The 13,277-nt window shown below is 55.5% G+C and carries 11 protein-coding genes and 1 pseudogene; 6 read left to right on the forward strand and 6 right to left on the reverse strand.

Annotated elements, in window-relative coordinates:
- Window positions 1–3: 3 nt before the first annotated feature.
- Window positions 4–1,098 carry an extracellular solute-binding protein gene (locus tag ACTJKM_RS34770; RefSeq protein ID WP_440639651.1) on the reverse strand — a complete coding sequence of 365 codons (1,095 nt, stop codon included), beginning with the start codon at window positions 1,096–1,098 and terminating at the stop codon, window positions 4–6.
- A 192-nt stretch (window positions 1,099–1,290) separates the two neighbouring features.
- Between ACTJKM_RS34770 and ACTJKM_RS34775 the strand changes: the two genes are divergently transcribed.
- From ACTJKM_RS34775 to ACTJKM_RS34785, 3 genes are read left to right on the forward strand one after another with little or no spacing between them, the layout of a single operon-like run.
- Entirely contained in the window at window positions 1,291–2,430 is a 1,140-nt protein-coding gene (locus tag ACTJKM_RS34775) for an ABC transporter ATP-binding protein (protein WP_427143503.1), read from the forward strand.
- Window positions 2,431–2,447: 17 nt separating this feature from the next.
- Entirely contained in the window at window positions 2,448–4,115 is a 1,668-nt protein-coding gene (locus ACTJKM_RS34780; protein ID WP_427143502.1) for an acetyl/propionyl/methylcrotonyl-CoA carboxylase subunit alpha, read from the forward strand.
- Window positions 4,116–4,128: 13 nt separating this feature from the next.
- A complete protein-coding gene (locus ACTJKM_RS34785) occupies window positions 4,129–4,638 on the forward strand; it encodes a thioesterase family protein (protein ID WP_427143501.1) in 510 nt (169 codons plus the stop codon).
- A gap of 226 nt (window positions 4,639–4,864) precedes the next feature.
- On the opposite strand, the gene ACTJKM_RS34790 is transcribed toward ACTJKM_RS34785, so the two are convergent.
- From ACTJKM_RS34790 to ACTJKM_RS34810, 5 genes are all read right to left on the reverse strand, one after another.
- Window positions 4,865–5,128, reverse strand: a complete 264-nt coding sequence (locus tag ACTJKM_RS34790; RefSeq protein ID WP_440639648.1) for a hypothetical protein — start codon at window positions 5,126–5,128, stop codon at window positions 4,865–4,867.
- 224 nt (window positions 5,129–5,352) lie between these two features.
- The gene (ndpC, locus tag ACTJKM_RS34795; RefSeq protein ID WP_427143500.1) at window positions 5,353–7,368 is read right to left on the reverse strand and encodes a 6-hydroxypseudooxynicotine oxidase; all 2,016 of its coding nucleotides are present in this window, start codon (window positions 7,366–7,368) and stop codon (window positions 5,353–5,355) included.
- 102 nt (window positions 7,369–7,470) lie between these two features.
- Window positions 7,471–7,848, reverse strand: a complete 378-nt coding sequence (locus tag ACTJKM_RS34800) for a nuclear transport factor 2 family protein (protein WP_427143499.1) — start codon at window positions 7,846–7,848, stop codon at window positions 7,471–7,473.
- A gap of 122 nt (window positions 7,849–7,970) precedes the next feature.
- Complete coding sequence (locus ACTJKM_RS34805; protein WP_200869485.1) at window positions 7,971–8,897, reverse strand: alpha/beta fold hydrolase; 927 nt, start codon at window positions 8,895–8,897, stop codon at window positions 7,971–7,973.
- Window positions 8,894–10,069, reverse strand: coding sequence for an FAD-dependent oxidoreductase (locus tag ACTJKM_RS34810; protein ID WP_024899816.1), 1,176 nt, complete (start codon window positions 10,067–10,069; stop codon window positions 8,894–8,896). The genes ACTJKM_RS34805 and ACTJKM_RS34810 overlap by 4 nt, the downstream gene beginning before the upstream one ends.
- Window positions 10,070–10,516: 447 nt before the next feature.
- Between ACTJKM_RS34810 and ACTJKM_RS34815 the strand changes: the two genes are divergently transcribed.
- The 3 genes and pseudogenes from ACTJKM_RS34815 to ACTJKM_RS34825 all read left to right on the forward strand — a co-directional run.
- Complete coding sequence (locus ACTJKM_RS34815) at window positions 10,517–11,866, forward strand: MFS transporter (protein ID WP_427143497.1); 1,350 nt, start codon at window positions 10,517–10,519, stop codon at window positions 11,864–11,866.
- 306 nt (window positions 11,867–12,172) lie between these two features.
- On the forward strand, window positions 12,173–12,922 hold the full coding sequence (locus tag ACTJKM_RS34820; RefSeq protein WP_440661840.1) for an electron transfer flavoprotein subunit beta/FixA family protein: 750 nt from the start codon (window positions 12,173–12,175) through the stop codon (window positions 12,920–12,922).
- Between the two features lie 77 nt (window positions 12,923–12,999).
- Window positions 13,000–13,277, forward strand: a pseudogene (locus tag ACTJKM_RS34825) (electron transfer flavoprotein subunit alpha/FixB family protein); the annotation flags it as partial.

The following is a 13,277-nucleotide window of genomic DNA, read 5'->3' on the forward strand; positions in this document are numbered from 1 at the left end:
TCTTTAATTGAGGGCGACCCAACGATTGAAACGATCAACTACTTCCGTGATATTTTTCGCGTAGTAGTCGGCGTTTTCCTCGATCGCTTTCTTAGCATTATCGCCTGCTACGATCCACGGTCCAAGATCGTCACCGTACGCAGTGCTGTCGAGGCCGACAATATCCGTTGCATAAGTGATCTGCTTGACAAGCGCCTTCTGCCCTTCCTGGTCGGCGATGAAATGGGCAATCATCGCTTGGCCGGCGTTGGCATTCGGTGCGCCTTTAGGAATGGCATATACGGCCTGGGAGTAGAGCGAATTCTCCCATTTCGCGGCGAGCGGCGCGTTGTCGTTCTTCACTGCGCTGTAGACGCGGCCGCTCCAGGCGATGCCCATTGAGCACTCGCCGCTTGAAAGAAGGCGGATCGCGTCATCGCCGTTGGACCACCAGAGGATGTCAGACTTGATGGTGTCAAGCTTCGCGAAGGCCTTGTCTAAGTCCAGGGGGTAGAGATTGTCGCGCGTCGCGCCGTCGGCAAGAAGCGCGGCCTCCAGCACGCCGCCGAACTGGGGATACTTAAACAGGCAGCGCTTGCCGGGGAAACGTTTTACGTCAAAAAGATCGACGACGCTGGCCGGCGCGTTATCGGTCGCGAATTTGCTGGTGTTATACGTGAAGACGATGCCATAGCGCAAAACATCCACGCCATATTCGTCGTGCGCCGTAGGGCCGAGTTTGCTCAGATCGACGATGCTGGGATCGAGCTTCTGAACGTAGCCGGCGTCACGGGCCTTGATAAAGTCGCCCTTTGTCGGGAACTCGATCATGCTCCAAGGAATCGAGGCGCCGCTGTCCATCGCCGCGAAGTACTTAGTCATGTCGGAGTTGAAGTCGCCTTTGACTTCGACCCCGGTCTCGGCCGCGAAGTCCTTGATTACCGTTTCCTCACGGGCCCGCGTCGTGGCACCACCGGAGCCATCGTGCCAGACGAGCTCTCCCGATATTTTTGCTTTCACGTCGGCCGGCAGAATGTCGGCGGCGTACGAAGCCACCGACGACAGCGTGAGCGCTGCGCCTGCGACGATAAACGTGGCCTTGCTGGTCAATTTCCTCATTTGCATTCCCCTTCCTCTGGTTTGCCTTTGCTAAGACAAATGTAACAAAAAGAATCCGTAGCGCAAGCTTCAACAGGCTTTTTTTATCACAAGCGTCTTGATAAAAAATGAGGTAGCCCGCTATGATGGGCAAATAGCAGTCCGATGAGCGATGTCGGTCGCCGTCCCGGGCTAGCGGAGGAGGGTAGCAATATGATCAGCCAAGACGCCACCACGACGAAATCCCGCTCGGAAAAAAACGAAGCGGAGCGGGCGAACGGTATCGAGGTGAGAGACGTCGAAATTCGGTTCGCCAACGGCTACTTAGGGCTAAAAAAAACAGCTCTTAGTATCGAGCCTGGCTCGTTCTGCACCTTGCTCGGTCCTTCGGGCTCTGGAAAGACGACACTTCTACGAACGATCGCCGGACTTCTCACCCCGAGCTCAGGCGTAATCATGATCGGCGCGAAAGATGTCACCCGTCTTCCGGTTCAGGCGCGTAACATCGGGTTCGTCTTCCAAAACTACGCGCTATTTCCGCATATGACCGTCGCGCAGAACATCGAATATCCCTTGAAGCTGCACAAATGGCCGCAAGCCGATCGGCGGCGTCGTGTACACGAAATTCTTGAGCTTATCGAGCTCCCCAATGCGGGCGATCGTGCGGTGGGCGAACTCAGCGGTGGTCAACAACAGCGTGTCGCGATCGGACGCGCGCTGGTCTATCGCCCCGCGCTGCTCCTGCTCGATGAGCCCATGGGTGCGCTCGACCGTAGGCTCCGGCAGCAACTGGGCGCCGATCTGCGGGAAATCCAACAGCGCACCGGCATTACCGCGGTCTATGTAACGCACGATCAGGAAGAGGCGTTCATCCTATCGGACAAGGTCGCGATCATGGATGGTGGGGAAATCCTGCAATACGACACCCCATCCGAACTCTATTTCCGACCGAAGTCTCGTTTCGTTGCCCGCTTTTTGGGGGAGGCGAACCTGATTGACGTGACGAGCTTGGAACAGGGTGGCGATGGACGGACCCTTATACGGACAGGCCGCGCTACCTTCTCATTGCCTCTTCCGCGCGCGATCCTCAAACAGCACTCGTCGCTGTCGATCGTTCTGCGCCCTGAAGATCTGATCCTGCTCGGCTCAGACACAGTCGATGAGATGCAAGCCCCTGCTATCCCCGTTCGTATCGAGAAAGAACTCTTTCTTGGAAGCCGCTGCATCGTTACCGTTTCTGACAACTCCGGTGCAACGTATTTGGTGGAATGCTCAAAGTCGCAAATTCCTGCCTCCGGCGCGGAGGTGTGGCTGACTTGGAATCCCGCGTCGATGGTTCTTGTCGATCACTAAGAGCTTGAGGAATGAAAATGAAGAAGATCCTTATTGCGAACCGTGGCGAGATTGCCTTGCGTATCGTCAGGGCATGCCGCGATGCAGGCTACGTGTCAGTGGCCATCGCCTCCGAGGCGGACCGGGACGCCCTGCATGTTCGAGCAGCGGATGAAGCATTCACGCTCAAAGGCCACTCGCCCCTGGAGACGTATCTCAATCAATCGGCCATCCTCGACATTGCCAAACGTAGCGGCGCCGACGCGGTCCATCCTGGATATGGCTTGTTGTCCGAGAACGAGACCTTCGCCGCGGCCGTACAGGCGGCCGGGCTCGTGTGGATCGGTCCTCCGCCAGAGGCTATCGCCCAGCTTGGCGACAAGGTGAAGGCTCGTGCCATCGCGCGGAAGGTCGGAGCGCCGCTTCTTCCATCTCTGGACGAGGGAGCAGTTACCCAGGAACAGGTTCGGGCATTCGCCGAAACTCATGGCCTGCCGGTTATCATAAAAGCACAGAATGGTGGTGGCGGACGCGGCATGCGGATCGTCCGGACAATGGAAGAAATCGTACCGCTCATGGCGGCTGCGGAGCGCGAAGCAGGCCTCGCGTTCGGAAGGCCGGAGTGCTTCGTCGAGGTGTATGCCGAGCATGCACGTCATGTCGAAACCCAGTGCCTCGCCGATCAGCACGGTATCGTTGCGGTCATTTCGACACGTGATTGCACTCTGCAGCGCCGACAGCAGAAGCTCGTGGAAGAGGCACCGGCACCATTCTTGAGCAACGACCAGATTGACGTTTTAAGGAAAGTGTCGATCGGCATCCTTAAGGAGGTTGGCTACTGCGGGGCTGCGACCTGCGAGTTCCTGGTAACGAATGCGGGGAACATCTATTTTCTCGAGGTGAATACCCGTATTCAGGTCGAGCATCCTGTGACTGAAGAGGTGACAGGCATTGATATCATACGGGAGATGTTCAGCATCGCCGAGGGCAGCCCATTGCCATTCACCGACGCGCCGGTTCGGGGACATTCGATTGAGTTCCGGATCAACGCTGAGGACCCATGGGCCGATTTCCGACCCGTGCCCGGCAAGATCAAGCGAATGCGGCTTCCTGGCGGACCGGGCGTGAGAGTGGATTTCGGTTATGCCGAGGGTGACACCATTCCTCCATACTATGACTCTCTTGTCGGAAAACTGATCGTAACCGGCCGCGATCGGGAACAGGCAATCGAACGCGCGGCACGCGCGCTTGACGAATTGGTGATCGAAGGCGTGAGCACAGTGACACCGCTCCATCGCGCTATCGTAAAGCGCGGCGAGTTTGTCGCTGAGTATCGTCAGGAATTTGCCATCTACACACGGTGGATCGACGTCGAGATGCCCCAGCTTGCCCAAGAGGCACTGGCGTTACACAAAGCCGATGCACCGCAAGAAGAGACCACAGAAATGTCGATGCTCGAGCAGCCGCAACATGTTGATGAGGCTCCCATCTACCGCATCGGCGTAAAGGCTCCGCTCTCGGGGATGGTAATGGAGCTTTGCGTGAAGACGGGGGACAGAATCTCCCGGGGCGATGTAGTTGCGATCATGGAATCCATGAAAATGGAACAGTCGATCCTCGCCGAAAACGAAGGTGTGGTGGCCAAGATCAATGTTGAGATTGGCGCCTTTATTGAAACGGGCGACGACCTAATGGGGCTCGACTGAGATGCCGGCAGCAATGTTTGAATTCGAGGCTGTAGATGATCGCCCTCAAGAGAATGCACTCTTGACACTTGAGGCAACGGTGGATGATCAATGGATTGATTACAACGGCCACATGACGGAGTGGCAATATTATAAGTTGTTAGCTGATGCAGGTGAAAACTATCTGCGGGCGATTGGCTTCACGGAAGAGTATCGCCTCCAGGGGTTCAGTTTTTTTTCAGTAGAAGGGCATCAGCGAAATCTCCGAGAGTGCCGGCTAGGCACGCCGTTACGCGTGTTCACCGAGACGATCGGTTACGACGAAACGAGGCTCCATATCTACCAGTACGTCGTAGATGCCGCCCGAGACATTGTGCTTGCTACGGGTGAGCACATGATGGTTCATGTGGACACTGTTAAGCGGCGGTCCGCACCCATCAACGACTATATGCGCAGCTGCCTGCAGCGGGCGTTGGATTCCTGGCGGCCGGTGAAAGCTCCCAAAGGGCTCGCTGCAGCGATAAAGGCACCGAGAAGGTCCTGATCTCCTGGCCATCGTAGGCAAACGCAACGGGTTTTGCTTAGGGAAGCGGACGGCTGACCGTGTCACCGGAGTGAAGCCTCATGCGATTACCGGCGGCCAGGCGCTCTCGCCACGCAAACCACACCCGAAGGCGATGGTAGCTTGGAATTATATTATAAATTGATGCTCAAGCGGCGCGGCACCGGCTACATAATCGCAGCCTCCGGCGCCACAAATTTGCCCGCGGTCACCACATCGGCAACTCCTCGACCTTCCCGATCATGAAGCTGCACATATACGTCGAGGCTGGACCCGCGACGGCGGCTTTGAGCCGCGCCGTCTGTTCTCCGATCTTCGCTCGAGCATCCAGAGGATCCGCTCGAAACTGCGACTCCGAACCGGGCCGCCGCCAGGCCGCCGCCTGACGGGCCGATGCCCCGTCATCTTCAGCTTTAAAAACACGTAGCCGCGAATCTTCGCCCAGCGCTCTGGCCATCATCACCACCGTCAAAGCGGACGCTGTCCAGAACGTCTGAAGCAAGTGATGTCAAAATCATCCATCGACCCATCGCCGTGCTCTAGTTCGTCAGCTCGCTGAGGAGAGGCAATTGCTTCGCTTGCCAAACCTACGACCGGAACGCTGCGAGCCAGATCCGGCCGTGATCCATGATAGAAGGCACCAAATAAATGTGTGCGGGATTCCTACGAGACCGAGAGAGATGATTTAAAAGAGACCTAACGACCGGTACCGCAAAATTCAATGCCGGCCTTTCGTCCATCTTTAGTGGCCTGAGCGATTTGGCCCGGCCCAAGACAGTCCCCTATGCGTTCGACCGACGCAATCTTTCCTGCTTCTTTCTTTGCAACTAACTCATGATAAAGAATATCATCGGATACTTGGCCGGTTACCAGAACGACGGCGTCCACTTTTCTACTGGATTCCACACCAGTAAGAATACGACTCGTCGTAATGTTGCCCGACGAGATACTAGTTACGGAGGTTCCGACAACGATTTCAATACCCATCTCGTTCATTGAGTTGATTACGTGGACAAGTTCCAGCGTGTTGATCGTCCAAGGTGCCGGATCGCTCGCAGTCGTGATGTAAGTTACTTTACAGCCCGCCCGGGCAAGGCGCTCAGCCACTACCGTTGCCATGTAGAAGTAGTCTTCATCATAAACGACGACCTCACCGCTTGGTAAGTTGCCATCCAAGATTTCTTCCGGGCTGTACACGTGGGGGAGATCGGCGCCGGGTATCGGTTCATCGTGATTGCGACCGATCCCGTCCTTGCGCCATTTTGCTCCGGTCGCCACGATCACATGATCAGCTTCGAAGCCGATCACGTCGTTAGCAGTCAGGGCACTGTTGAGATACATGTTTGCATTGGGCATCGTCTGCAATTGCCCAACACGGTAATCCACCACGCGCCCCCAGGCACTCAAGCGAGGCATTTTACGCTCTCGCACCAGACGGCCCCCCCACTCCGATCCTCCATCTGCGATAGAAACCTGGTAACCGCGTTTCGCAAGTGTGTGGGCCGCTTCGAGACCCGCGGGACCACCACCCACAACAAGAATCGTCTTGGATGGGTCATCGGCAGGAGGCACATTTTCTGGATGCCAGCCTAAAGTATGCTCTTCTCCTGCTGACGGGTTCTGAGTACAGCGAATACGGACGTATGTCATAACCTCTGCTGTGCAAGCATTACATCCTATGCACTCACGGATATCATCATGGCGTCCTTCGTCTATCTTGTTTGGCAAGAAGGGGTCGGCTATTGAAGGTCGGGCGGCCCCGATTAAATCCAGAACGCCCCGCTTAATCTGGCTGACCATAGCGTCAGGAGACGTAAATCGCCCAACACCTACAACAGGTTTGTTCGTTACGCTCTTAACAAAATCGATAAACGGCTCTTGCTGCCCTTCTTCAAAGAAGCGACTGCTTCCGCTATCCCACGGCCAATCACTAACATTGACATCCCACAGGTCAGGAACGTCCGATAGTGCTTCAACAACGCGCCGCCCGTCTTCAAGTGCGGTAATATTTGATGCCCGTCGCCTGTCTTCTACCGCAAATCGGACCGCAACCGCGCAAGTGTCGCCAACCGCATCCTTCACGTCAGAAAGAGTTTCGCGAAGCAGTCGAACGCGATTTTCGAAGACCCCACCGTATTCGTCGGTTCTCTTGTTTGTTTTTACATCAAGGAAGTCCTGCAGAAGGGACAAATTGTGAGCGCAGTAGACATACACAATGTCAAATCCGGCCGATTTAGCGCGCACTGCCGCATCGCGATACCAGCGTCTGAAGTTGGCAATATCTTGCTTGTCGATTGTACGGGCTGTGATCGGGTTGTAATAGTAGTGGGGGAATTTGGCGGTAGGAGATAATGGATGCTCGCGATGGGAGGCGGCCGGTCCCGACGCACCTGCATGTGCGAGTTCCACGCCGGCCAACGCACCATGTTCTTTTATGGCTGCGGCAACGCGTGCTAGTTGGGGGACATGACTGTCGCTGTAAAAACAGGGGTCCGGGAGCGGTGCATGGTCAGAGGTTTGATGAATCATCGTTTCCTCCAAGCATACGACGCCCCATCCTCCTTCGGCCCGAGCTTTTCGATACGCGATCATTCCGTCGATGGAGGACATACCCATACTTAGAGCATGCGGTACAACGTAGAATCGGTTCTTGGTTCTGACGGGACCAATTTGAACGGGCTCGAACAGGATGTCATAACGTGGATCTCGCATTAGAGACGCTCCAATCGGTGTCGGGTATGCTGTACAACGCTAATGATGGTGCGCTGACAATTTAAGATGGCGAAGAAGTTAATGCTTACAAACCGCCGGTGTTCAGATCGTGCGGGTTGAGATCTCGCGCGCTTTGCAAAACGCATTTTTAACTGCAATTTTTCCCTCGCGGAAGCGAAGAATATCGAGACCGTCGATGGCAGAGGTGTTTCCATCGGATGTTATTACTAGGGTCCATGTAACGGTCGCAGTCGAAGTACGCTCGTCAATGGAGGTGGATGTGATGTCGTATTTTGTGGAGGCGTTCAAAAATTGATCACTCGGCGCAAGCGCTTGTCCAATTGCTGCGCGTCCACTGTGCTGAACACCGAAAGGGTCCACGTATACACTAGCGTCGGTGAAGAAATCGAGCGTCTTCGAGAAATCGCGTGTGTTGAACGTATCCATAAAGGACTCAACCTGTGCGATAAGATTTTCCATTTACAATCCTCCAATAGATTCCTACAATCCGAAAGGTTCGAGAGCTATCACCGAAAGAATGACCAGATGGCCAGTCCACCTCGGAGCGCAGTATTAACTGCGCAAAGAAGACAAGTTGGGGCTCAGCTCACATGACCGGCGAGCCAATCTATGATCTCCCGAGCTATATCGTCGGAGTTATACTCAGACATTAACATGTGACCATTCCCGAAGATGCCTTTCTCTTCAAGACGAATGTGGTCGACATGGTTTCCCCGGCCCCGGATGTAGTCTGCTGCTTGTGCATTTGCTTCACGCATCCAACTTGCTTCACCTGTTACAACCGCGATCGGCCGCATGAATGGATCATGCTCCCCGGAAAGGGGTGCCGCGTTGAGGCCGTGCGAAAATTGGCCTAGGGGGTGTTTGAAGCCAGGACAGCCTAGTGGCTCCACCGCAACGATAGCCTTCACTGATGGGCCACCAATCGCCGCCAATGCCCATCCGCACGGCGCACCAGCGGAGTGGCTGAGCAAAACGGTGTCCCCAACCATGCTGAATAGGCCCTGCGCGATAGCTTCCACGTGTTCTTGGCTTGCGGCGAGACTTGTTGCCATTGGCCCTTGACTCGCCATGAAGCGATCAACAGGGGTCTCACCGCCGGGCCATTGCGTGTGTTTTTCAGCCCCCGGCCAAAGTTGGCTTTTCGCTGCTTCAAAAAAACGTGGACCGAGTTGCTCATAACTAGGTGGTTCCGTCGCACTGCCAAGTACGCGCCGATCCCAGCGGCTTCGCCCATGTCCTGGCCGGTCAAGCAAGTATACGGGATATCCCGCGCGCAGAAAGGCGTGCGCCCAGCCGGGCCGCCCATCCGGAGTGCGCAGAAACTCCGAACTTTGTCCACCACCGCCATGTACGAATGTAATCGATACGCTTTTTGGTTCGACGGGCACGAACCATTCGACATAGGCAGTTGGACCCGGATAAGTCTCGCCCGCGTGCAGGTTGCGGGACGTTGTGAGAAATCTCCCCCCGAAGTCTGCGAGGGCCAATGGTGTTAGATTGCTCAATATACTGTCCGCATCTGTTCGTGGAACTTCATCACGACGCGCATCTTGTCTCTGTCCGCAGCGATCGCACGCGCCTCCTCGATCCACTGCTCTTTCTGCTGGCCAGGTAGCATATGATACATGTTACGTAGGTTTGAAGATGCGCGCGGCGAGACAATTTCAAGAAACTTGAAACGACGGTCTCTATCGTAGGTTTCCAATATGTCTTCGCTACGGTTATCGTGAACAACTTGGGTCAGGGCCTCGACGAGCGCGAATGTGTCAAACATACCCCCTGTCAGCCCTAGCCCCCCTGTGGGATTGGTGATGTGCGCTGCATCACCGACTAGCATAATGCGCCCTACCCGCATTCGATCAGCGCAGCGTTGATGCATTCGGTAGGGCGAAAATGCCTCCACCTCGAACGGAACGCCGCCGGTAAGCAAACTCGGCAACACCTTTGCAATTCTCTGAGGGAGTTCCTCGACTGGAAGCGCTGGGTCTTCCATAAATGTCACGCGCCAGAAGTCGCTCGTGTCGATTTTACAGATGACCGAACCGTAGACATGATCGATCTGCATCGTCGTCTTCGAATAGCCACGCCGATCCAGATCTACGCGTGTATTAGTTGCGACATAACGTTCTGGCCACGTGATACCGAAGAAGTTAAGCTTCAAAACCTCTCGCCGAACAAAACTGGTGGCGCCGTCGGCCCCGATCAACCAGTCGGCGTCAATGGTCTCGTTAACTCCATCCTTTACAATCGTCGCCCGAATACCACTACTGTTCTGTTCGCATGCAGCCAGAGTGGTCGAATAGTGGATCTCTACGTTCGGCAACCTCTGCAGATGCGAGAGAATGATAAGTGAAAGCTTATCTTGACCCAGATGAAGGGCGTAGGGGAATTCGATCTCGCCTTCAAGACACCCGATATCCCAACGAATCATCTCGCCGGTTTCGTGGATGCGCCAGGCGTGGTCCTGCCGAAGGAAGCCAGCCTTCACGCAATCATCGAGCACACCTAGATCTCGGAGATGTGGCAGAACAGATGAATGGTAAACAAGCGCACGAGGACTATCGTTGGGCCTCGCCTCTGCTTCCAAGACAGTCACACGCATACCGGAACGTGCTAAGCCTAACGTGGTAAGAAGCCCGGTTGGGCCGCCACCGACGACAACGACATGTGCGCTCATATTAACTCTCGCTCCCTTTGAAAATGGTGGTCGCTGACCCAACGGGCATTGAAGGTCACCACATTTACGTCGACGCTGCCGCGCCGGCCAAACATGGCACGCCAGTTGCCGCTGCCCTCCGATCGAACGATACTCGCCCGCAGTGAATTCACAAATTGAATAATTAGAAACCGCGCTGATGTCAAGACGACTGGGTTGCGCTCAACGGCCTGCCATTGAGCGTCCACGTAAACCTGCGACCAGTACATAACGGTAGATTTGGGGAGCCGAGTCGACACGCGAAGCTGCCTTTCCGAGGCAAATTAATTATTCAATATTGTAATTTATTGAGGCCGGCGCTATTGTGTCTTTCGCCGACCAAGTCGGCGTCAAGAGTCGCAACACCCTCTGATCTGTTCGAAGGGGGCTGCACTTAATGGGTTTTGACGGAACGCGGGGGAGGAATTCATGAGCGTGGACGTTGGGTCATCTGATGCAGGCATACAAGTGCAAACCGTCGGTCGTTCGCATGGGCTGGGTAATGTACTCCGACGGAAGTCATTAATCGCGACTGGCCTGGGCAATACACTCGAGTGGTACGACTGGACGATCTATGCGGTTTTCGCGCCTTACATAGCTAAGGCAATGTTTGACACCCAAGACCCTGTCTCAGCTTTGTTGAGCACCTTGGCGATTTTTGCGGTCGGCTTCATCTCTCGTCCGCTTGGAGGTATTGTCTTCGGAGCCCTTGCGGATCGCTTGGGGCGCAGATCCGTGCTGTTGACAAGCATGGTACTAATGGGTTTCGGCAGTCTTTTGATTGCCGTGTCCCCAACGTATGCCGCTATCGGCGGATTCGCGTCTCTCATCGTATTGGCTGCTAGGTTGTTGCAAGGTTTTGCTCATGGGGGTGAGGCGACCGCTTCCTACGCATATCTTGCGGAAATCGCTCCAAAGGAGCGGCGGGGCCTGTGGACGAGCAGCATGTTCTTTAGTGTCGGCATCGGCAGCATAGTCGCTACGCTGCTTGGTGTGGTCTTGACCCGGGTAATTGATGCCGTAGACATGGACTCGTGGGGCTGGCGTATTCCGTTTCTCCTCGGTGCTCTGCTTTCCGTGCTCGTGTTGTTTCTGCGAAAGAGCATGATGGAAAGCGACGTACTGACGGATTTCGTAGGTTCAAAAGGGGAGGGTTCCCCTAATCCGGTCGAGACCTCCGATTGGCCGAGAAGCAAAATTATATCACGTGCTGTCGGGATTTTCTTCTACCAAGCCGGCGTCGGCCTGCCATATTATCTCTGGACCGCGTACGCTGCGGTGTTCGCGATAACGCAGCGTGGCATGGATCCAAGCGGCGCCTTCACAGCGAGTTTGTTTGCACAAATTCCCTATATCATCGCCGTTCCTGTATGGGGATACGTTTCCGATCGAATCGGCAGGAAGCCCGTCACCATATTCTATTTTCTGTCAGTAGCAGTGCTAACATTTCCGCTAATTAGCTTCATATCCAGTGAGCCTTGGACGCTATTTGTCGCACAGGGCGTCATGCTCTCGGTTACTGGTTGTATTGGTGGTACGCTACCCGCAATCATCGCTGAACGTGTTCCAACACGGTACCGGTCGCGCATTATGGGTATTTCTCTCCCTCTTTCACTTGCTCTGTTTGGCGGCACAGCACCATACTTGAGCAGTTGGTTTTCTAGCCAACAACTCTCTTGGGTCTTTAACCTGTATGTCGTTATCGTTGTTCTAATAGCGGCGGGCGTGGTGGCAACTTGGAAAGAAACTAGGGGCATTGACCTGCGCGACGTCAATTAATGCGTTGATTTTTGAAGGTGAATGGCGGCGGAGCTGTCATTCACCCATCGTGCTCCATTTACATACCGGATAACGGCGAGTTTCGCGGTATTGCTGCACTTAGCCGAAAGCCGAAGTGTTGGCGAAGGGTTGCTGCTGGCGAGCAAACCGGACTCAAAGATGTTGTCGGACGTTTCGGCGGCTTTAGCGGAAAGCAATGGGGTTGAATGGCAAACGCAAGATAAGGGAATCTAGTCAATGAGGCTCTTCAGAATTTTGAACCTAGGGAAGTAAAAAAGGCTTCGAAACATGCAAATAAACTCCGGCATTAAGATCATTGTCCCAGTGAAGCGCGTTGTTGATTACAATGTAAAGATCCGCGTGAAGTCGGATGGTTCTGGCGTCGAACTTGCGAATGTGAAGATGTCGATGAACCCGTTCGACGAGATTTCGGTCGAGGAAGCGCTGCGTCTGAAGGAAGCCGGCAAGGCGGAGGAAGTGGTCGTCGTGTCGATCGGTCCGGCGAAAGCCGAGGAGACGCTGCGCACCGCGCTCGCCATGGGCGCAGACCGCGCCGTGCTGGTCGAGACGGACGATGCCGTCGAGCCGCTGGCGGTCGCCAAGATCCTCAAGGGTGTGGCGGAGGCCGAACAGCCCGGCCTGATCATCGTCGGAAAGCAGGCGATCGACGACGATTCGAACCAGACCGGTCAGATGCTGTCGGCGCTGCTCGGCTGGCCACAGGCGACGTTTGCCTCGAAGGTTGAGATCGGCAACGGTTCGGCCGAGGTGACGCGCGAAGTCGACGGTGGTCTGCAGACCATCGCGGTCAAGCTTCCGGCCGTCGTCACCACGGACCTGCGCCTCAACGAGCCGCGTTATGCTTCGCTGCCGAACATCATGAAGGCGAAGAAGAAGCCGCTCGACAAGAAGTCGCCGGCCGATTTCGGCGTCGATACCGCCCCGCGCTTGAAGGTGCTGAAGACCGAGGAGCCGTCGGGCCGCAAGGCAGGCGTCAAGGTTAAGTCGGTCGCCGAGCTGGTCGAAAAGCTCAAGACCGAAGCCGGCGTGCTCTAAGGCGTTCATGCCCCGAAAAGTGGGAACCGGTTTTCGGACAAGGGCATGAACCGAAGGAATCAAGGGAGAACACAACCATGGCCATTCTTCTTCTGGCAGATCACGACACCGCAACCCTTTCCGACCAGACCGCCAAGGCGCTGACGGCAGCATCGAAGATCGGTTCCGACGTGCATGTGCTCGTCGCCGGCTCTGGTGCCAAGGCTGCGGCCGATGCGGCTGCAAAGCTCTCGGGCGTGACGAAGGTCCTGCTCGCCGACGATGCAAGCCTCGGCAACAACCTCGCCGAACCGCTGGCAGCGCTCATCGTGTCGCTTGCCGGCTCCTATGACGCCATCGTCTCGGCTGCGACCTC

Source organism: Ensifer sp. 22460 (assembly GCF_052044935.1).
In the GTDB taxonomy this organism is placed as follows: Bacteria; Pseudomonadota; Alphaproteobacteria; order Rhizobiales; family Rhizobiaceae; genus Ensifer.

Coding starts and splice junctions, on each gene's coding strand:
- ACTJKM_RS34810 (WP_024899816.1), bottom strand. CDS start 10,069: ATGAGCGCACATGTCGTTGTCGTCGGTGGCGGCCCAACCGGGCTTCTT.
- ndpC (WP_427143500.1), bottom strand. CDS start 7,368: ATGCGAGATCCACGTTATGACATCCTGTTCGAGCCCGTTCAAATTGGT.
- ACTJKM_RS34775 (WP_427143503.1), top strand. CDS start 1,291: ATGATCAGCCAAGACGCCACCACGACGAAATCCCGCTCGGAAAAAAAC.
- ACTJKM_RS34800 (WP_427143499.1), bottom strand. CDS start 7,848: ATGGAAAATCTTATCGCACAGGTTGAGTCCTTTATGGATACGTTCAAC.
- ACTJKM_RS34780 (WP_427143502.1), top strand. CDS start 2,448: ATGAAGAAGATCCTTATTGCGAACCGTGGCGAGATTGCCTTGCGTATC.
- ACTJKM_RS34815 (WP_427143497.1), top strand. CDS start 10,517: ATGAGCGTGGACGTTGGGTCATCTGATGCAGGCATACAAGTGCAAACC.
- ACTJKM_RS34770 (WP_440639651.1), bottom strand. CDS start 1,098: ATGAGGAAATTGACCAGCAAGGCCACGTTTATCGTCGCAGGCGCAGCG.
- ACTJKM_RS34785 (WP_427143501.1), top strand. CDS start 4,129: ATGTTTGAATTCGAGGCTGTAGATGATCGCCCTCAAGAGAATGCACTC.